Raw genomic sequence first — 20,169 nt, forward strand, 5'->3', positions numbered from 1 at the left:
GAATTGTACATAGATTGAGCCTTATCAATAAAATAGCACTGATATAGCTGCAACCCTTGCAGTTGCCATGCTGAGTTGGGTAACCGCATTGACGCTACCTTAAATTTCAAGAACTTTGAAAAAACACATTTGTACAAAATAGAATCCTTCGTCCTGTCCTAATTTACACTAACGAAAAAAAGCTGTCCTCAAATGAGAACAGCTTTTACTAATTTCAGACGATTATGCTAAAGTAATAATTTGTATTATTGGTGATCAAATCACTGATAATTTTATTCTAATGGGTTAAAGGCGCCGTTTGTCCAACCGTCATTCTGCTTCAATAATGGGTTATTATCAATGGCAGAAGTTGGAATAGCGAAGAAATAATATTTTGGTAAATAGTTGATAGCCGTGCGACTCATCAAACCATTTGGTGTTAATGCAATGGTAAAATAGTTAGTATAAACATCTTCCAATTTCATACCATCACGAGTAGTTGCAAAGTCAGCAGGAACACCTGTAGTTTTCAAGTTGATTTGCACTTTTGTTCCTTTAGAACCATTCAAAGTCGATTCTAATAATCTCCAACGACGTAAATCCCAGAAACGTTTTCCTTCAAACGCAAATTCTATCTGTCTTTCATCTAAAATTGCTTTGAACATTTCGGCACGAGACATATTGGCTTTCAAACCATAAAGGTTATCTGAGCCAGCTTCTATACCTGCACGTTTGCGTACGTTGATAAGTTGAGTATAGGCTTCATCCAATTTGCCAACACCAGCAGCAGATTCTGCATAGTTCAACATTACCTCTGCAAAGCGGATTTCTTGCCAGTCAGTTCCTGAGTAAATCGTATTTGATTGATCAAGGGTTGAACCAGCTACATCTGATGTTTGTAAAGCTTTTTTACAATAGAAACCTGTAAAACTAAAGTTTACGCCACCATTTTCAACACTCTTACCTGCTGCATAATATGTCCAAAGTCTGTTGTTTGGTACATTGCTCATTGGCCAAGTACAACCATTATAAGCGATAGTTTTCTCAAAACGAGGATCACGATCTTTGAAGAACAATAAGTCAGAATAAGTGTATTTTGACTCACCAGGTTTTTTACCATCCTTCATTGGATAAGCTTTTACCATATCCCAAGAAGGAAGATTTGAACCACCACCAGATACAGTTGAGTATTTAGGACGGTTTGAAGATTCCCAACCGCTGTTTCTTTTTTGTTGGTCACCTACAGAGGTGTTATATCCAGTTACAAAAACAGCTTCAGTATTTCCTGATTCAGTAAACCAAATTTTTGCATAATCAGCAATCAACTTAGAACCGTTGGCAGTCAATGCATCATAAGCCGCTTTGTTGGCATCATAAGCCGCCTGCCATTTAGTATTTACATCAGTTGGGTTAAACTGTGGTGATGCAGCATACAACAACAAACGCCCTTTCAAGGCCATAGCGCCACCTTTTGTGATACGTCCCCAGTTTGCTGCTGGGCTCGCCCATGTAGCAGGAAGATATTTTGCCGCAGAATCTAAATCAGCAGAGATTTGCTTGATACACTGTGAAGTCGTATTTCTTGGTAAAAATGTAGCCTCACGATTTTCAATACCAACAGCATTTTGAGGAGTTAATACTAATGGCACACCGCCATAAAGTTTTACCAATTCAAAATAACGCCAAGCTCTGAAGAAATACGCCTGTGCTAATAAACGGTTTTTGGCGCCAGCATCCATTTTAGGATTTTGTTGCAAATCCGAAATGAATGAGTTGATAGTACGAATTTTACCGTAGTTGTTGGTGGCATTCAACGCTGTACCAAAATCTGTTACATCATTTTCGGCAATAGCTCCTTCAAGATACTTGTTTTGTGAAGAACCTTGGTTATAAGATTCCTCAGTGTAAGTACTACTTCCCAAACCACTTACAGCTGTATATCCACCCCAATCAGGAAGGTTTTGGTTGTAGATATAGTTCAATGAAAGATTGGCTAATACTGAGTCACCTGATACTAAATCTGGATCTGCCGCTCCTAAGTCAGTTTTATCAAGAACACTTTCACAACTAGCTAATGCGAACATTGAGCAAAGTGCCGTCCATAAAATATATTTCTTTTTCATTATTCTTAGTTTTTTTTGAAATGGTCAGCCGAAGCTGACCTGTCCAACGTCTGAAACGATTACAAATTCAAGTTAATACCAGCTGAGAATGTACGAAGTGTAGGATACACATCAAATGCCCCTGAATATTGCTTGTAACTGTATGGGTTATAAAGGTTAAGTGGGTTTGTCGCTGTCACATAGATTCTAGCTCCATTGATATTCAATTTTTCTGTAACAGTTTTTGGAATATCATAAGAGATATTTAAAGTACGAACAGACATGTTAAACGAACTTACAAACCAGAAGTCAGAATCGTATCCATTTTGTGCACGATAGGCAGGCGCAGGATACATCGCATTTGGATTATCTACTGTCCAGTGATCTACTAAGTTGATTGGCAAGTTTGTTTTAGCTGTAACCTGTGCAGATGTACCCCAACTTCTTGCACCTGATTCTAGCAAATCTTGTCCACCAAACGAACCACCTAATGCAAAAGAGAATGATAATCTTTTGTATGTTGTTGAGAAATTGAACCCAAAACCGTAGTGGTTGTCTTTTTTATTTGTCAAATATTGTAAATCGTTATCATCGATTTTACCATCTGGCGCTGCGTAAGTGTAGTTTCCACTGGCATCAGGAGTAGTACTTTTTGCACCTCTGATATCATCATAATACAACATACCCACTGCTGGCTTGGTACCATAGATGGTGTAGTTAGGGTATTTAGCTAACAACGCATCTACATCAGCTTGGGTACGTAACATACCCATACTTTTCAATCCTAATACACCCATATCTGTAGATCTTCCTGATGGGTCTCTAAATGTACCAGTCAAACCTTTATCGAAGTCAACTTTTACTTGTTTGTTATCACTCCAAGACATGAATCCACGTACTTTGTATGACCAATCTTGGTTGATTTTATTTGTCCAACCTAATGAAATCTCTGTACCGAAACCATCTACTGTAGCAAAGTTTTCAGATGGCAATGCAGCACCTACAGTTAAAGGAACCGACGAAGTAAGTGATGTCAACATATTGTAACGGTGATCGTAGAATCCATCAATCGTTAAGTTCAAACGGTTTCTCAAGAATGAAGCATCGATACCTCCGTTCAATTTGGTGTCATCATCCCATGATACATCTCTGTTTGGCATGGCGTTTTTCAAACGCAAGATACCTGCACGGTCAAGGTTTCCTCCAAATACAGGACCATTACCTGTTTGAATCAAGTTGTAACTTTTCAACCAGTTATAGGCTCTGGTGTTATCCATACCTGTCAAACCACCCGATACTCTAACTTTTAATTGGTCTACCCAACGTACATTGTTTTTGAAGAATGGTTCTTCTGAAATAACCCAACCCAGCGACAATGAAGGGAACGTTCCCCAGCGATTTTCAGGAGCAAAGTTGGTAGAAGCATCACGGCGAACCGTAAATTCAACCAAGTATTTGTTAGCATAAGCATAGTTTAAACGACCTACATAAGACAGACGACCAGTTTCTGCTTCTGCTTCCGAAATAGTACCAACACCAGCACCTGATGCTGTACCACCCAAAGCATAACCAGCATTGTCTAGTGCTCCATCAACCAAGTTGTCAAGGTAAGAGGTAACACCATCTGAGTAAGTTTCTGATTGCTCTACTAATGCTAATGCTGAAATGCTATGTTTTCCAAAAGTGCGGTCAAAAGTCAGATACCCGTTGAGTTGATAAACGTCTGAGTAACTTGGAGAATAATAAATACGGTTACTATTGCTTACTGTAACAGGAGTTGGAAGAACAGTACCACCTACAATATGCTTGTTTGTTCCCAACATACTGAAGTTGTACAGGTTGTATTTTGTACCAAATTCTTTACCCCAGTTATTTTCTAGGTTACGGTTGTAAGTAACTTTTGCTTTCAAACCTTTCAAAAATGGCGCTTCGTATTCCAAATACACATTAAGGTTCAAACCGTTGTTTTTTGACAACAAATAGTTATTTGATTTTTGTGCTTCAAAGAAGTGGAAGTTTTCAGATGTACTACCTGTACCACTTAAGTTTACTGGATAGCCATTGTAGTAGGCTGGTTTGAAAGGAGCTGCATACAACAAAGATTTGTAATCTTTTTCGTTGTCAGAACCACCTTGTTTCAGCAAGTAACGATCTTTGGTCGATAAGTCACCTGATAAACCTAAACCTGCTTTTACATTTTTCGAAACTTTTACATCAGCACTAGCACGGAATGTCCAACGGTCAAAATTAATTTTGTCGAAATTACCATTTTGTTGGTTGTAAGTAATACCTGCAAAGTATGTTGCTTTATCATTACCACCACTTACATTCAAAGTATGTCTTGTTACATAAGATGCTTTCCAAGCCTGCTCTAACCAAGATTGACTATTAGTTTTGTAGTAGTCTAATTCGTCTTGTGAATATAACACTGACTTGTCAGCAGTATTCATGTTATAATCATTGATGTAAGTTGCCAATTGATAGCCATTCATCATGGTTGGTAGTTGTGCATCCGAACGACCAATTGAAGTACTGTAAGAAATTTTTGGAGCACCTGTTTTACCACGTTTTGTTGTGACTACAATTACCCCGTAAGCTCCTCTAGCACCATATACAGCAGCAGCAGCATCTTTTAAGATAGAGATATTTTCAACTTCTGATTGATCTAACGTGTTGAAATCATCTTCAGAGCGGATTATATTATCAATTACATACAACGGTCGAAGAGTACCTCCATCTTTTGATAGTAAGGTAGGGTTACGAATAGTGATAGAAGCTGGATCGCCAGGACGAGCAAAACCACCAGAAACACCAACCCCAGGTTGTTGGGCTGTCAAAGCCGCTGACAAGCTACCTACAGGGAGGTCTTCAATTGACTTCATATCGATTTGAGCAACAGCACCAGTCAAGTGAATTTTCTTCTGCTGACCATATCCCACCACTACTACTTCATCCAAAGAAGAAGTTTCGCTAACTAAAATGACATTAACGATTTTACGATCTGCAAGGGTAACTTCCTGTGTTTTATAACCAATTGAGCTAATAATTAGCGTTTCTTTACCCGTTGGCGCATTAAGTGTAAATGTACCATCAGCCTTAGTGGTTGTACCAGTTTTGCTGTTTTTGATACGAATTGTTACACCTGCCAAAGGTGCACCCTCACTGTCCTTTACAGAACCTGTCACTGTGTGGTCGGCTTTACTTGTCTTAACGGCAGAACCCAACGCAGGATTTGAAGCTTGAGCTGCCTCCAAAAAAGGAGCTCCCGCAATGAACTGGGCTGCTAATAGCAAAGTACAGGTAAGTTTAGTGCCTTTACGTTTGCCAAATTGTGGTTGTAAATGAAATGTCATATTTTTCCTTACATTAAATTGAGTACTAAATAGTGTTTGTACGTTTTCGACTTTCGTTCGAGTTACTTTGAGTTTTCCTAATTATTATTGTCCAGAGGTTTTGTTTGGTTCTTTTTTAGATGACTCGGCTGCCTTAATTTTTTTCTCCCACTCCTGCCCTGCTTTTTTCATATCTACTCCTTGCGCTGAAAGATAATTGTTGATTTTACCTTTGTATTTGCCAAACCAAGCATGTTTCTTTTCAGAGGTTTCGGCATCCATAGCATGTTCTCTTGCTTCAGTTAAATAATCCAAAATTTGCTTCTTTTGCTCCTTTGTCAAATCAGGAAGCATTTCTTGATAAGCTTTGTAAGTGTTAGGTAATACATTGTAAGTCATGCCATCTTTTACTGCTTCAACTTGTGTGTCAGACAATTCTTTCGAAAGAGATTTGATAAACTTTTCGTGTAAGGTAGTTTGATCAACTTCTGTTTTTTGTTCTACCTTCTGAATTTCTGCTGCAAGCTGTTCCTTATTCAATGAGGTATTACCTTTGAGCGCTAAGATGCTATTCTTTTTTTGCTCGTGGATGTCGTTGAGATTACGATATTGATTGGCAATTAAGTCTCTTACCTTGAGTGCTTTCTTTTCTTTCTTTACTTCAAGCTTCTGTACAATCTTATCAGCTCTATCTGTAATAGTCTTGGTGTAAGCAGCTTCTTTTGCAGATATATCTTGAGCATTTTGTGCATTTCCCAATAACACAAATCCTAGTAATAAAGCGGTGATCGAGAGTAATCGGAATTGGAACATTATAAGGTACATTTATCTGTTATGTTGGTATTGAAATTTTTCTTTTACACTTTTCTGCCTCCAGAGTGATTATGATTTATTAGCAATACTTTTTGGTAAAATATTACGATTTTCAAGTTTTTTAGGACAATCTATTATAGTCTTTTATCATAATATCATGGAATTCTTTTCAACTTGTTCAAAACCTATATTTTGCGAACTCCTATTAGTGTTATTATGACACATAGTGTAATTGATTTTCTAAGTTTTTTTGTTTGTAATATGCTGATTTTTAGTGATTTGTGTTTTATCGACAAGGCAAAGAATGACAACTTTATACTTTTTTTATATTACGTTAGTTATATAATTTGGTAATATTCTTTTATACAAGTAAAATTGTGTTGTTTCTACGATTCAAATTTCACTATATAAAGTCCTATTTTTATGCATTTTTTTACCAACTTAGTGTAGAATATTGTCATATAATAAATTGGAATCATCATATTTGAATATATTGTACAAAATTTTTGATAGTAGAACGTTTTTTAGAGAAAGTAGAAATAAAAGAATAGTCCTATTTTTTTGATAATATTGAGTTATGAAACCACTTTTCCAGAAAGTTCCTGTTAAGCTAGAAAGCTCCTTTAGTGTCCGACACGACGTTAGACCTAACTTTGGAGGTATCTGGCATTACCACCCTGAACTAGAGCTGCATTACATTATCAGAGGCGAAGGGGTTCGTTTTATTGGTGATAATATCAGCAACTTTTCGCATGGTGAGATTGTGTTGGTAGGCGAAAACTTACCCCATACTTGGCGTTGTAAAGAAGAGTATTTTTATCCAGATAATGATCTCGATGTTGAGGCGGTGGTTATACAATTTTTGCCTGATTGTTTAGGTAAATATTTGCTGGGTTTACCAGAAGCATATTTACTCCCAAAATTGTATGAGAAGGCCAAAAGCGGTATGGTAATTATTGGGGAAACTCGTGAGAGGCTGACAGAGCTAATGATCAAAATTGCACAAGCTAAAAACTTAGAGCGTATCTCTTTGCTTATTTCAATACTACATCTTTTGGCCGAAAGTGATGAGTTTGAGACTATTGCTGGTGGACAAGCTTTTTACCAATCGAACGAGTCGGATACGTTGCGATTGAATAAGGTATGTAATTACACTTTAATGAACTATAAAAAGGATATTACCCTCGAAGAAATTGCTGCGATTAGTAACTTGAGCGTCACTTCGTTTTGTCGTTACTTTAAGCTCATGACTAAAAAGACCTACTATGATTTCTTGATTGAAATCCGTATTTCACACGCTTGTAGGGCTTTGGTCGAGGATAAACTACCTACCGAAGTCATATGCTTTGATTGTGGATTCAACAATGTGTCGAACTTTTACAGACATTTCAAAAAAGTAATGGGTATCACTCCGCTGGAGTACAAGCGGAAATATCATAAGAAATAGCAGATGACTTTCGAACTATTTCAGATTTGGGATTTCTGATTTCGGAAATAAAACAAAATACCTTTGTTTTTCATAAAATATAGAAGATTATACATCCGAAATAGACAGTTTTAGAATCCTTCGTGCAGCACTAACTCACAATTATTCAATCCTCATAGCCCAAAAAAATCCCCCGCTAGTAAAACTATTGCGGGGGATTCCATCCCAAATTAATTAACAAACTATCTCCTGTAAAGGTATAGTATCCTGTAAGTCCTTGTATGCCAGATACAAAGTCTCAATATCGCTGGCGACGGAAGGGCTTATCTTCCCTACGTTACGTCGTGTGAATGTCGAAATTGGAAATTTTCTTTTCTGTAAAAAGAACTTAGAAACAGTTGGATAAACATGGTGCATCACATCCATTTGTTTTACTAAAAAGTCCTGTACTTTTTGGATTTCCTCCAAAAGCTCCTCTTTGTTGTAGTTGTCACATAACCAGACTATTAGCTCGGGAAAATAATTGCCTTGAATACAGGATAATCCTGCACTTCCTGCTTTTAGTGAATCCACAGCATGAACCATATAAGCATCATAAAGTCCAAAATTTTGCCCTTCTGTAGCTTTGATTTTAGCCTTGATTTGCTCAATATCCAAGCAGGTATCTTTATGATAAATAACTCTTCCTGTGCGACTTAGCCTCGACAATATATCCGCTGAAACCAAACGCTTATAAGGTACAGGACATTCGTAAAGCCCTAGGGGAATGTTTTCCGTTAATGACAACAATTGCATCATTTTGTCTTCAAAAACTTCGTCAGACTCATGACTTTCGGCAATGGCGTTTGCCAAGATAATCACTGAATCAGCGCCAGTATCATATACTTTTTTGACAAAATCTGCTTGCTCTTGTAAGCTATTGCCAAAACTTCCTGTGGCTACTACAGGTAATCCTGATGCACTTTTTATAGTTTGTTTGATTACTTGAAGGCGTTCATTTTCAGTAAGTTCAAACATTTCACTAGACAAACAATTGGCAAATAGACCACTTGCTCCAGCTTCTACATAAAACTCTGTCAGTCGACCAAGACCTTCGAAATCTATCTCGCCATTTTCATGGAATGGCGTTAACATTACTGGAATAAATCCTTTTTTGGTAGTAATCATAACTGTAGAGGAATTGAAAAGCTAATGTCTTGATTATGAGTCGTTTTTAGCCATTAATTTAGTGACAATCACTCCTGAGATGAATAGGGTAACTGTACCAAGTACAATGCTCATATTTTTATGTAAATGACTTTTTAATCCATCATATTCCGCTGGTAAGATGTCAGAGAATGTAACCCAACAAATAACCACTAATCCTATTAGTGTAGCAATAATGGCTGCCTGATTAGTTGCCTTTTTACTAAATAATCCTAGTAAAAATAAACCTAACATACCTGCGGCAAATAGACCCGATAGTTGCCACCATATATCTAAAATGCTTTTGACACCAATCATAGCCATACCCGAAGCTAGTCCTAAAAAGCCAAAAATAACCGTTGACGTATGTAATATACGTAAGCTACTTTTGTCGCTTATATCTTTGACAAAATATCGTTGGTAAATGTCTATTGAAAACACTGTGGCTGAGGCATTCATACCAGAGCTAATGGTACTCATAGCTGCAGACAACAATGCCGAGATAATGAGTCCCATCAATCCAACTGGGATTTTGTGAACCATAAAATGTGGCATTACCTTATCGCCATAATCTTCTACTTTGAGTTGAGCCGCTTGAGCTATTAACTCAGAAGAACTCAGATTGGGAAATTTGGCTTTGACAACTTCCAATTTGAGCTGATTCAATAATTCAGGATGAACCTCATAGTAGGCATACAAGCTCGAACCAATAATAAAAAAAAGTAAGGATGCTGGAATATACATCCAAACGCACATCCATAATGATTTTCGAGCTTCAGTTTCAGAGGTTGTGGTGTGATAGCGCTGAATATAATTTTGGTCCATGCCGAAGTTATTCAGATTTATCAAAAAGCCATAAAACAAAACCACCCAAAAAGTTGAACTGGTAAAATCCCAATTCATGGAGCCTAGGCTAAATTTATTTTTTAAGTTACCTATTTCGATAACTTGTTTTGAGCCCTCAGGCATATCCTTTACGATGAGAAATAAAATCAGTAAAGCACCAAAAGTTTTGATAAATGCCTGTGCTACTTCTGTCCAAATCACAGCCTCTATGCCTCCCAAGACGGTATATACGATGATACAAATACCCATCACCCACATAATCGTTTCCATCGAATAGCCAGTTAGTGCTTGTAGACTGAGTGCTATACCGAAAAAAATAGACCCCATTCGGGCTAGTTGTGTTAGCAAAAAGCAAATGACAGCGTATGTTCTTGCCCAAGCTCCAAATCTTTTTTCGAGATTGGTATAGGCTGAAATCTCACCTGTTCCTCGATAAAATGGTATAAAATATTTGGAAGCTACCCAAGCCGCCAAAGGCATAGACAAACTAAATACAAAAGCATTCCAATTGCCTGAATAAGCCTTACCCGGAACACCCAGAAAAGTATTACTACTTAAAAAAGTGGCATAGATTGAGGCGCCTATTGCCCAGCCCGGTATACTACCCGATGCCTTAGTAAATTGTTCTGTATTCTGATTCTTTTTCGAAAAATGATATCCTACTGCTATCATTCCTAATAAATAGATGATAATCAGAGAGATATCCACAAGCGGTAAGCTTTGGTGGTTCATAGTGTATTGAGATTATTTTCATAAAGTTAAAAGGTCTCACTATGTCACTAACGCTCCGCGCTTCTTTTTCTCAAACTTCCCTTGGAGGCTGATACAAAATTATAGTACTTTATCTAGTAAAATTTATAGTATTTTTATATTAAATTGTACAATATTATCATAAATACTATTGGACGTCCAAGGTGTCTAAGTGCAGTTCTCCAACTTGATCTAATTCTAGTACTACATGATATTTTCCTGCATTAATCATCGTGCCTGTTGTGGTACTTACATAGTTCCATTTGCCTGCTTTGGTTGGTACTAATGCAATCGTTTCTTTGTTCTTGATGATGGTGCCATCTACCAGACTAATGCTTAGTTTACCATAGACTGTTTCCGAGCTGGGATTATGATATTTGATGGTTAATGAATACGTATCTGCGACTCCCGTAGAGATAGTCCATTGAATTGCATTTTGCCCTTTTTTGACAATACTCATGCGTTCTTTGCCTAAAAAAGCCATTTTTTGAATCCCCTCTCCTATTCCTTTGGCTTCTGCAGCCTTGTAGGTTGTCGTAGTTTTTAAATCAAAAGGTGGTTGCAAACTACTTGCTGGCAAGGCAAAAACAAGTGCTTCTGCCTCAAACGTGTTGAAATCTAACGCCACTTCTGTGTTGGCTTGAACTCTTTTCTTAAAAACTCGATATACTTTTTGGGTACTTTGAATATAACTTTGGGTATTTTCAAATGCCTCTAAAGTCTTTGGTAAGGCCTTCGAAGAATCTATTCCGACATAAATATCTCCTATTTCATTCAGAGCAAGTTTGTACAATTTTTCATTTTTTTCAGAAAATAGATATTCTGCTCCGTATAATACGGCTGGCAAGCTCACATAGTTTTCATGTGAATCTTTAAAAAGTGGTTTGCCAGTATCTAGCCAAGTTTTAATGGTTTTTGTTGATGTAATCAGGGTGTTTGAATTTGCTGTAAATGTATTTTTCTTCTCAGTACTAGCAATAGCAATAGCCGAAATAATGGCTTGTCCCGAGGCTATTTGAGGGAAAGAAATGTTCAGTTTTCCTCCTTTTACTTGAAATGGAATTGTTTTTTTCAACACTGCATCATGCCCTACTTCTTTCCAGATATCCAAATTTTTGAGGACGGTATTTCCATTAAATGCCACATCAAACAAACGCCACCCCGAATAGTCGCCCCCGCCTGTGCCATGCCAAGGCTCGATAAAATATAATTCCACTTCGTATTGACCATCTGGTAGGGTAAATTGATAGGAAAGTTTATCTCGCCCATATCTAAAACTCTGAAACAGTTCATCGTCGGTGGTATTTGTGATCGGGTCAAAGGTTCTCCTTTGACTTGCATAAGCTTTAGGAATACCCTCAAAATCATTTGCCCACGAAATATATCCCCATTGATTTTGAGGTGTTTTTGCTTGGTCTGCTAGCCATAAAGATTTGTTTTTGTCTGTATAGGAATCTCCCCCACAATTGACACGGTAGACGTAGTGTTTTTGTGGGCTATTGACTACAAGATTTTTCGTTTGTTGTTTTTGGGCAGACCAAGCAGGTGCCATTGGCAAATGATGCAATTGCACCATATCTTCTGCCACAGACTTCCCATTGACAAAGCCTTTGGCAATCAACATGTTATATTGAATCGGGACATTATTCCAGATGAATACGCCTTCTTTTCCTCTTTTTTGTTTTCCTAGAGAAATATTTAGGTCATTAAATAATTCGACTTCCTCACAATTGGAATAGACTTTTATCCCTGATTTTATGCCCGTTTGAGTCCAACGATCAGGCCAAGTGTGAGAAACGATATAGACCATCGGTTGGGTTTTGGCTGGGGCATAAGTTGCTCTAAATAAATAGAATATATCGGCGGGCTCTTCCCATGGGGTTAATAAGCCTTTGTAATTGACAGGTCCGATTCTGTCTAATTCACGCAATGCTTCGCCACTTTGAACCCGTCCTGGGTTATCGTGAGAGGTCAATAACCAGAAGAAATGTCCTACGGAATTTTGTTTGGCGGCTTCAGCTAAGCGAAGTTTTAGTTGCATTAATTCGCCAATCGCTTCTTCGCTGAATGTTCCTGCCATAGGTTTTTCTTGGTGCAAATCTACCGTTCTCCAAGCGCCATATTCTCCAACAAGAACCTGTCTTTCAAGATCTTCTGCATATTTTGCGGGATCTCCACCATAAGTTCCTGTCCAGTTTTGAGGCACATCCCAATCGGTGCCTTTTCCTCCGTTGCAGGTGGTTACCAAGCGCTGTGTAGAAGCCGTTGGATCGAGTTCACGAATAATTTGGGTACATTCTTTGGCAAAATCTTCGGGAAGGGTACTTTCATTTTCGAGTCCCCAAAGTATAACGGATGGACTGTTTCTGCGCTCTTTTATCCAGTCTTTTAAAAGTGTCTTAAAATTTTCTCGAAAAGCTGGCGTGTCATACCAAATATGTGCTGCCATTTGTGGCCACCATAGAATCCCATCTTTATCCCAATATTCTTGGTAGCGCAAATTATGTGGCTGATGTGCGTCACGAAAGGCGTTGAAACCAGCCGCTTTCACCATTTCAACTCTAGTCTTGATTTGCTCTGGACTGAAAGCATGACTGTTACCCAATAAATGCTCGTATTCTGCTATACCATTGATAAAGAATGGTTTACCGTTTACTAATAATTGCTTTTGTCCATTCGGCTTTTTTAACCATTTGATAAATCGGATACCATAAGAGGTCTGTTGGATATCTAGTAGTTTTCCATTTTCATAAATTTTCGTCACCATTTGATACAAATAGGGCTGTTCTGGCGACCAAAGTTTAGGATTGGTAATACTTGGGAAGGCAATAGGAATGATCTGTGTAGTTTTTTCTGAAAGATAAATCGTATTATTGTTGCTGATAATCAGTTGGTTATCTTGATTTCTTAATTCTTGAAGGACTTTTATAGATGCTTGCTTATTGCTGAGATTTTGTATTTCTACCGAGCCATAAAGTTGAGCTTTTTGAGCAGAAACTGTGGTATCATTCCAAATATGAATGCCAAAAGGAGCGATGCGAATAGGCTCAGTAATCAATAAATGTACTGGTCGAAAAATTCCCATGGGTTGTGAGCCTTCTGAAAAACCTCGTTCGGTGCTGCATCCACCACAAACCCAAGGCAAATCTTGAATTTCAGCAGGATGGTCGGCACGTACTGCCAAAGTATTTTCTTGATTATTGAGTAAAATATAATTCGAGGCATCTAGTTGAAAAGTAGTACGTCCGCCTGCATGAGTACCCAATAGCTTGCCGTTGAGCCAAATAGTCGCATAGGAACCAACACCCTCAAAATAAAGGAAATAGCGCTTGTTTTTATTAGTAGAGTTGACAGTAAAACTTTTCCGATACCATGCATACCCATGTTTGTTGCCATGTGTCAAACGGCGATAACCTTCATATTGATCCCAGTTGTGAGGTACTTGTACAGATTTCCATGATTGGGTCGAAAACGTACTTTTTTCAAAGCCATCATACGCATGAATATTGGATTCATGAACGGTGGTAAGCCAGTTGTCATTGAGGGAAATATCTTGTCTTTGTGCTTTTGCAGAAAAGAAGAATCCTAGAAAGAATATCAAGATTGTACAATACCTTCTTCTGGTGAACATAGGTAAATATCGGTAAAATGAATTTTATCAGAATTATTGTACAAAAATAGGGAGCTGAAAGTGGTGTTTTCGGTAAGATTTTTTCAAAGTATTGTAGAAAATTAACACGAGATACTTTTATGGAAATATCTCGTGTTAACAGTAAGTTTCAGAAGTAAGTAACCGTGCAAAATAATATTCAATTTATCAAAGATGTAAAGCGTTGATAATTAAAATTTTACACTCACAATTCACAACTCATAATTCAGCACTAATACTTAAGTGGTAGGAAAGATTAAATTAATAGTAAATATGAGGCAAAATTTGACTATAACCTTTTGATTATGAATATCTTCAAATAACCAATATACTATTAACTAATAACGTTTTCCTACTTATTGACTAGAAAGGATTAAAATTCGATATGGTAGGGCTTATTAGACTGTAGCTTGAGGGTATGTACAACCTGATTAATTCTTATTTTGCAGGTAGTAGCCTCTTTACTTGTAATGTTCAATTCTGTGATTTTGCCATTTTTCCAAGCATAGCTCAAGATATACCCTCCCCTAGCCTGAATTCCTTTTACTTTCCCCTCTGACCAGTCTTTGGGTAAAGCAGGTAATAGTTCAATAATATCTGTTTGACTTTGGATAAGCATTTCGGCAATACCCGCTGCACCTCCAAAATTGCCATCTATTTGAAATGGCGGATGAGCATCGAATAGGTTTAGGTATGAACCGCCTGCACTTGTGGCAGGTCTGAGCAACATTTTGACTAATTGTAAAGCGTGCTCGCCATCATGAAATCTAGCCCAGAAATTAATTTTCCAAGCCAAACTCCAACCTGTACCTTCGTCACCACGATAAATAAGTGATTGTCGAGCGGCTTTCATCATCGTCGAGTCGATGTCCCAACCAATATCATGTCCTGGGTGTACGCCCCAAAGGTGTGAAACATGGCGGTGATTATTTTTGGGATCGTCCAAATCTTGTAGCCATTCCTGCAATTGCCCATGCTTGCCAATTTGATTGGGCGCTATTTGTTTGTATTGTTGGCTTAGTGTATCAGCAAAGGCATTGTCTAGCCCTAAAATTTGCGAGGCTTTAATCGTATTCTTATATAACTCTCTGATAATCTGATGATCCATACTTGGTCCAGCTACCAATCCGCCTTGTTCTGGTGAATTAGAAGGCGTACTGATAAGCCAACCTGTTTTAGGATCTTTTACCAAAAAATCTACAAAAAATTCTGAAGCTGATTTCATGATTGGATAAGCCGTTTTTCTTAAAAACTCTTTATCCTGTGTGTACTGATAATGTTCCCACAAATGCTGACTCAACCATCCTGCACCACTCACCCAAATACCGTGGTTTGAGGCATTGATTGGGGCTGTTCCTCGCCATAAATCTGTATTGTGATGAACCACCCAACCACGAGCATTATAATAATTTTTTGCGGTAGTTTGACCAGCTTTATACAAATCTGTAATCATTTGTATCAGAGGTTGTTGAGTAGGAATAAGATTCAAAACACCCGCAGGCCAATAGTTCATTTCGGCATTGATATTGGTAGTGTACTTACTTCCCCAAGGTGGAGCCAACAAATCATTCCAAATACCTTGTAAATTAGAAGGTTGTGTTCCTGCACGTGAAGCCGAAATCAATAAATAGCGTCCGTATTGTACATATAATGCTGCGAAAGATGGGTCATTGTCTTTACCAAAATTCGCCAAACGAACATCCGTTGGTAAATGACTTTTGGCATCCTGACCTAACTCGATGGCAAAACGGTTGTAATATTTTTGATACTCAGCTTGATGTGCCTTTCGAATTTGCTCGTAAGATATTCCTTTTAGTTTGCTAAAAACTTCCTCGCAACGTTTTTGAGGGTTTCCTGAAATATTTTGATAATTGATAAAATTAGTAGCGGCGGTCAGGTAAAAAATTACTTCATCGGCTCCTTTAATCTCGATTTTCCCAGCATTCTCTTCTACAGAGCCATTTTTTTGTTGGATTTGTAAATAGGCTTTTCCAAACAATCCGCCATTTCGAACTTTTACCGACAACTCCCACGTATTATTTCCGAGAGATTTAAAGCTATAGTTTTTGTGTGGACTTGTTAAAAAACTCTCTAAGTTGATTTGATGAGTTTTGTTTGCAGATAGTCTCACTGCTAGCACCTGATGAGGTTGACTTACCAGATATTCTCTTTTGAAAACCACATTATCAACCGTATATTCTGTTTGAGTTTCGGCAGTTGCTAAATTAAGAGAGCGACGATAGTTTTGATATTCTTTTCCATGCAGAAGATTGATATATAAATCACCAAATGGTTGGTAATCTGCTTGATATTTGCCAACGACTGGAGCTTCATCGCTTTGGATAAAGTATTTCCATTGACCATTCAAAGAGATTTTTTTGTCCTCTTGACCCACAGGATATATGCCGATATGTCGAGAGGTATCTTTGTAGCCAGCAATACCGCCTTTATCAGAAAAGTTCAATACCTGAATGGCTATCAAGTTTTTCCCTACGTGTAAAGTATTGGCAGGAATTGGATATTTGCGCCCTTCTGTATGTTGAGAACTTCCAAGCAGTTTTCCGTTGATATAGGTATAATCATAATCTCTGATGCGATTCAAATCCAAAATCAAGGATTGATTTTCCCAACCTACTGGAATATCTATGGTTGTTCTAAACCATACGGCTCCGTCTAAGCCCTCATATCCAATAGCTTCCCAGCCTTCATAGGATGGCACAGTCATCGTTTTCCATGAAGAGTCATCAAAGTTTATTTGTGAAGGATTTCCAGATATTCCTTTCAATGCCAACATATCTGCAATCCAAGTTTCTCGTTTGCTTTCATGGCTTTTGAGTCCCATAAACTGCTTTTCTGCTAAAGCTTCTGCTTCTTTTTGCTTTCCTTCTTGCAATAACTGGCGAATTTGCCCCAAATATTGATAGGCATCTTTTCGATTATACTCACGAGGCTCTCCAGTCCAAAGCGTTTCTTCATTGAATTGAATATGTTCTTGGGAAGGATTTCCAAAAACCATTGCACCAATGCGTCCATTGCCTAATGGTAAAGCATCTGTCCATTTCTGAGCAGGTTTATCGTACCATAATTGATAATTTTGAGCACTAAGAATATGGGCAAAAAATACACCCAAAAGCAAGAAAGATAGCTTTTTCATAAGCTTTAAGTTCAGAGAATTGATTATAGTATTACTTTTTCTTTCTATCCTCAAACCAACCTTTTAGCAATAAATTTCTATCGCAGTTAGGTGCTGGAAAAAATAGACTTGCCACATATCCTACTACAATCACAATCAGGTGACTATAAACGCCCAACATGAGTTTATGGTGTGGGAAATTATACGCTCCTAGGTCTAATAATAATGATTTTTGGTCTCCTAATCCAATTTGAGTAGATGTCAAAAAAGCATAGGCAGTAAAAAGAATACAGACAAAAATACCAATATTTACGCCTTGTGTATTGGCACGACTACTGAGTAAACCTAACAAGAAAATACCAACAATTCCCCCTGAAAATATTGCGTATAATGTGAACACTATTCCAAGTACACCTTCGCTTCCAGTGCTCAGATATAGGGCGCCAATAAGAAGGGTAATGACTCCAGAAAGAACAACAATCCATTTACTGGCTTTCAGATAACTTTCATCGCTTTGGTTGGGACGCAATACTTTATAATAATCTTCCACGCCTACTGCAGCCAATGAATTGAGGTCGGCACTTAAGCTACAAATAGCCGCTGATATTAGGGCAGAAAGTATAAAACCTACTACACCAGTTGGTAATTGAGTCATCATGAAATAAGGAAATACAGCGTCAGCTTGTACCTTTTCAGGAAGTGGATTTTGTTGGTAAAATACAAAAAGTAGCGTTCCGATAAACATAAACATCATCCAAACAGGTACGGTTAAGAAAATACCCATAAGTGAAGCTCTGATAGCTTGGCGGTCAGTTTTGGCGGTTAGATATCGCTGAACAACAGTTTGGTCTGTTCCATATTTTTGAATAGCATAAAAACTACCATTGATGACCATCACGATAAAAGTCAATTTGCTTAAATCTAATTCATAAGGTCCAAAGCCTGTATGACCTTTGCTAGAGGCAATTTGCCATGCTTCCGAAAAACCACCTTTGATAGAATATAGTAAAACGACCAGACAAGTAATACCACTAGCCAACAACATAAAACCTTGGAATACATCGAGCCAAATAACGGCCTCGATACCACCTTTGAGATTAACCAAAATGATAATCCCCCCAATCACCAACATGATTAACAAAGGCGATTGTCCAGTAAGATTACCCAAAGCAATTGCCATCAGGAACAATACTGTTCCCATACCCGAAAATTGACGAAGGATAAATGAAGAAGAGCTATAGTAACGAGCAAAACGTCCGAAGCGTTTCTCGAAATATTCGTAGGTACTGAGTCCTATGACTTTTCTGAAAATAGGCACGATAAACCATATTGTTCCTAATAAAACAATGGGAACCATCAAGCCTTGTACCAATAAAATCCAGTTGGAAGAATAACCTTCGCCTGGGTATCCCAAAAAAGTTACACTACTGATAAGAGTAGCCAGCAAGGACATACCAATCGCCCAAGAAGGTACTTTACCTTTAGCAAGAAAATAATTTTGAGTTGTTTTTTGTTTGTTGGCGAAAATAAAACCGAAGTATAACGTCAATCCTAAAAAAAACAAAATAATGCCATAGTCAATGGCATGTAATGTATGGTTCATTGGTTGGTGGTAATGTTTTCTACAGTTGAGCATACGTTACGGCTTGTGGCCATGCGTAACTTCCTGGTTTGAGTGTTAAATAGGTACTCGGACGCTCGAGGCTTTGCATACGAATTACTCCTTGAGCAAATTCTTCGGTAGGAAGAAAGTTTTGTAAAGGAATTTCTGCCAAAATAGCGGCTGACGTAGCACCTCCTTCGATGAGTATTTCTGCTAAATGTACTTGATTCCATACTTTTTTGACAACTTTAGCTATTAATTTAGCTAATTCAGCGGGCGTTATTTTGGTCGTATCCAACTGTTTTTCAATAGCAATAATGACTACCTGATGTTGTTTGAAGCATTGAATGATTTCGCTTGCCCAACGATTTAATGATTGGTTAAATTCTTCTGAGTCAATGGGCTGACTGACTAATTCCTGAGGTAAATAGCAAACGCCCCCCGTATGACTGGCATGGTTTTGTATTTTTTCTACACTATCACTAAAAGTCGTTCCACTAACGTACAGACAATTAAGCGCTGTTTGTTGAGGAGAAAAGATTTTTTCAACAGGATTATACCCTAAATTTGACAAAATTGAGGCAAAGAACTCTGCTCCGCCGACCAATAGGTCAATTTTTGCCCATTGTGAGGCCCATTTTGTCAAATCTTCTTTCTGTGTAACTTCAGCGACCGTTATTCCTTGTAATGGTAAAATTGGTTGTGCCAATATACGAACCTGATCAGTAGGTTTGGCACGAAGCATATTAATTACCTCACTGCTCTGAATCGGAAACTCAGGGTCATGAGCAAAAGCGGTTTCATGCGCTAATTTATCACCTACATAATATTTTCCATCCTGTATTCTACGTCCCATCGATGGATTTGTAGGCACAATCAGGCAGTTTTTTTGAACAAGAAAATCTTGAATCGCCTTAATTTCAGCCAAAACATGACCGCGTAGTACAGAATCAATCTTTTTATAAATCAAACTTGGCTTATACTGTTGACTGCTTTTAATCAGATACTCAACTTTGGTAACTGCTTGATTTTCAGTCAGAGAACGTGTGTCTGCCGAAATGACCAGTAAATCCTCTGTTACTTCTTGAATAATTTCTGTACAAACTCTTACTTTGAGCCCATATCTCAATCCAATTCCAGCTATTTCGGCAGCTCCAGTGAGGTCGTCAGCAATGACAAGAATCATAGTTAGAAAATTAGAACGGTATGAAGGATTTTTTACTATTTCAGATTTGGGATTTCTGATTTCGGAAGTAAAATACCTTTATTTTTTACTTTACTTCCGAAATAGATAGTTCTTACAATCTTTCGTACAATAAATACTCTTAGAAAATGATTAAAAGTGTTAAAG

General features: G+C 37.8%; 10 protein-coding genes. 1 reads left to right on the forward strand and 9 read right to left on the reverse strand.

All coding sequences use genetic code 11. The annotated features are described in order from the left end of the window. Positions 1–272 precede the first annotated feature (272 nt). The 3 genes from QM524_RS18165 to QM524_RS18175 form a co-directional block, all read right to left on the reverse strand. Positions 273–2,102, reverse strand: a complete 1,830-nt coding sequence (locus QM524_RS18165) for a RagB/SusD family nutrient uptake outer membrane protein (protein ID WP_283345641.1) — start codon at positions 2,100–2,102, stop codon at positions 273–275. A gap of 59 nt (positions 2,103–2,161) precedes the next feature. Next, entirely contained in the window at positions 2,162–5,434 is a 3,273-nt protein-coding gene (locus tag QM524_RS18170; protein ID WP_283345642.1) for a SusC/RagA family TonB-linked outer membrane protein, read from the reverse strand. An 84-nt stretch (positions 5,435–5,518) separates the two neighbouring features. Continuing rightward, positions 5,519–6,226: a DUF3826 domain-containing protein gene (locus QM524_RS18175; protein WP_283345643.1), complete on the reverse strand. Its 708-nt coding sequence runs from the start codon at positions 6,224–6,226 to the stop codon at positions 5,519–5,521. A 577-nt stretch (positions 6,227–6,803) separates the two neighbouring features. Between QM524_RS18175 and QM524_RS18180 the strand changes: the two genes are divergently transcribed. After that, positions 6,804–7,673 carry an AraC family transcriptional regulator gene (locus QM524_RS18180; RefSeq protein WP_095164977.1) on the forward strand — a complete coding sequence of 290 codons (870 nt, stop codon included), beginning with the start codon at positions 6,804–6,806 and terminating at the stop codon, positions 7,671–7,673. 213 nt (positions 7,674–7,886) lie between these two features. Here the strand turns inward: QM524_RS18180 and QM524_RS18185 are convergent, their stop codons facing one another. The 6 genes from QM524_RS18185 to QM524_RS18210 form a co-directional block, all read right to left on the reverse strand. After that, the gene (locus QM524_RS18185; protein ID WP_283345644.1) at positions 7,887–8,819 is read right to left on the reverse strand and encodes a dihydrodipicolinate synthase family protein; all 933 of its coding nucleotides are present in this window, start codon (positions 8,817–8,819) and stop codon (positions 7,887–7,889) included. A 33-nt stretch (positions 8,820–8,852) separates the two neighbouring features. Further along, positions 8,853–10,415, reverse strand: a complete 1,563-nt coding sequence (locus QM524_RS18190) for a sodium:solute symporter (RefSeq protein WP_283345645.1) — start codon at positions 10,413–10,415, stop codon at positions 8,853–8,855. Positions 10,416–10,581: 166 nt separating this feature from the next. Further along, positions 10,582–14,064: a malectin domain-containing carbohydrate-binding protein gene (locus QM524_RS18195; protein WP_283345646.1), complete on the reverse strand. Its 3,483-nt coding sequence runs from the start codon at positions 14,062–14,064 to the stop codon at positions 10,582–10,584. A gap of 391 nt (positions 14,065–14,455) precedes the next feature. After that, a complete protein-coding gene (locus QM524_RS18200; protein ID WP_283345647.1) occupies positions 14,456–17,236 on the reverse strand; it encodes a glycoside hydrolase family 95 protein in 2,781 nt (926 codons plus the stop codon). A gap of 31 nt (positions 17,237–17,267) precedes the next feature. Then, positions 17,268–18,818 (reverse strand): sodium:solute symporter, encoded by a 1,551-nt coding sequence (locus tag QM524_RS18205; protein WP_166550775.1) that lies wholly within the window; start codon positions 18,816–18,818, stop codon positions 17,268–17,270. 19 nt (positions 18,819–18,837) lie between these two features. After that, positions 18,838–20,004, reverse strand: a complete 1,167-nt coding sequence (locus tag QM524_RS18210; RefSeq protein ID WP_283345648.1) for a four-carbon acid sugar kinase family protein — start codon at positions 20,002–20,004, stop codon at positions 18,838–18,840. Positions 20,005–20,169 lie beyond the last annotated feature (165 nt).

The organism is Flectobacillus roseus (assembly GCF_030056595.1).
GTDB classification, from domain to species: Bacteria; Bacteroidota; Bacteroidia; order Cytophagales; family Spirosomataceae; genus Flectobacillus; species Flectobacillus roseus.

Excerpts from the sequence above, each read along its gene's own strand:
- QM524_RS18165 (WP_283345641.1), bottom strand. The coding sequence starts at position 2,102 with ATGAAAAAGAAATATATTTTATGGACGGCACTTTGCTCAATGTTCGCA.
- QM524_RS18170 (WP_283345642.1), bottom strand. The coding sequence starts at position 5,434 with ATGACATTTCATTTACAACCACAATTTGGCAAACGTAAAGGCACTAAA.
- QM524_RS18175 (WP_283345643.1), bottom strand. The coding sequence starts at position 6,226 with ATGTTCCAATTCCGATTACTCTCGATCACCGCTTTATTACTAGGATTT.
- QM524_RS18180 (WP_095164977.1), top strand. The coding sequence starts at position 6,804 with ATGAAACCACTTTTCCAGAAAGTTCCTGTTAAGCTAGAAAGCTCCTTT.
- QM524_RS18185 (WP_283345644.1), bottom strand. The coding sequence starts at position 8,819 with ATGATTACTACCAAAAAAGGATTTATTCCAGTAATGTTAACGCCATTC.
- QM524_RS18190 (WP_283345645.1), bottom strand. The coding sequence starts at position 10,415 with ATGAACCACCAAAGCTTACCGCTTGTGGATATCTCTCTGATTATCATC.
- QM524_RS18195 (WP_283345646.1), bottom strand. The coding sequence starts at position 14,064 with ATGTTCACCAGAAGAAGGTATTGTACAATCTTGATATTCTTTCTAGGA.
- QM524_RS18200 (WP_283345647.1), bottom strand. The coding sequence starts at position 17,236 with ATGAAAAAGCTATCTTTCTTGCTTTTGGGTGTATTTTTTGCCCATATT.
- QM524_RS18205 (WP_166550775.1), bottom strand. The coding sequence starts at position 18,818 with ATGAACCATACATTACATGCCATTGACTATGGCATTATTTTGTTTTTT.
- QM524_RS18210 (WP_283345648.1), bottom strand. The coding sequence starts at position 20,004 with ATGATTCTTGTCATTGCTGACGACCTCACTGGAGCTGCCGAAATAGCT.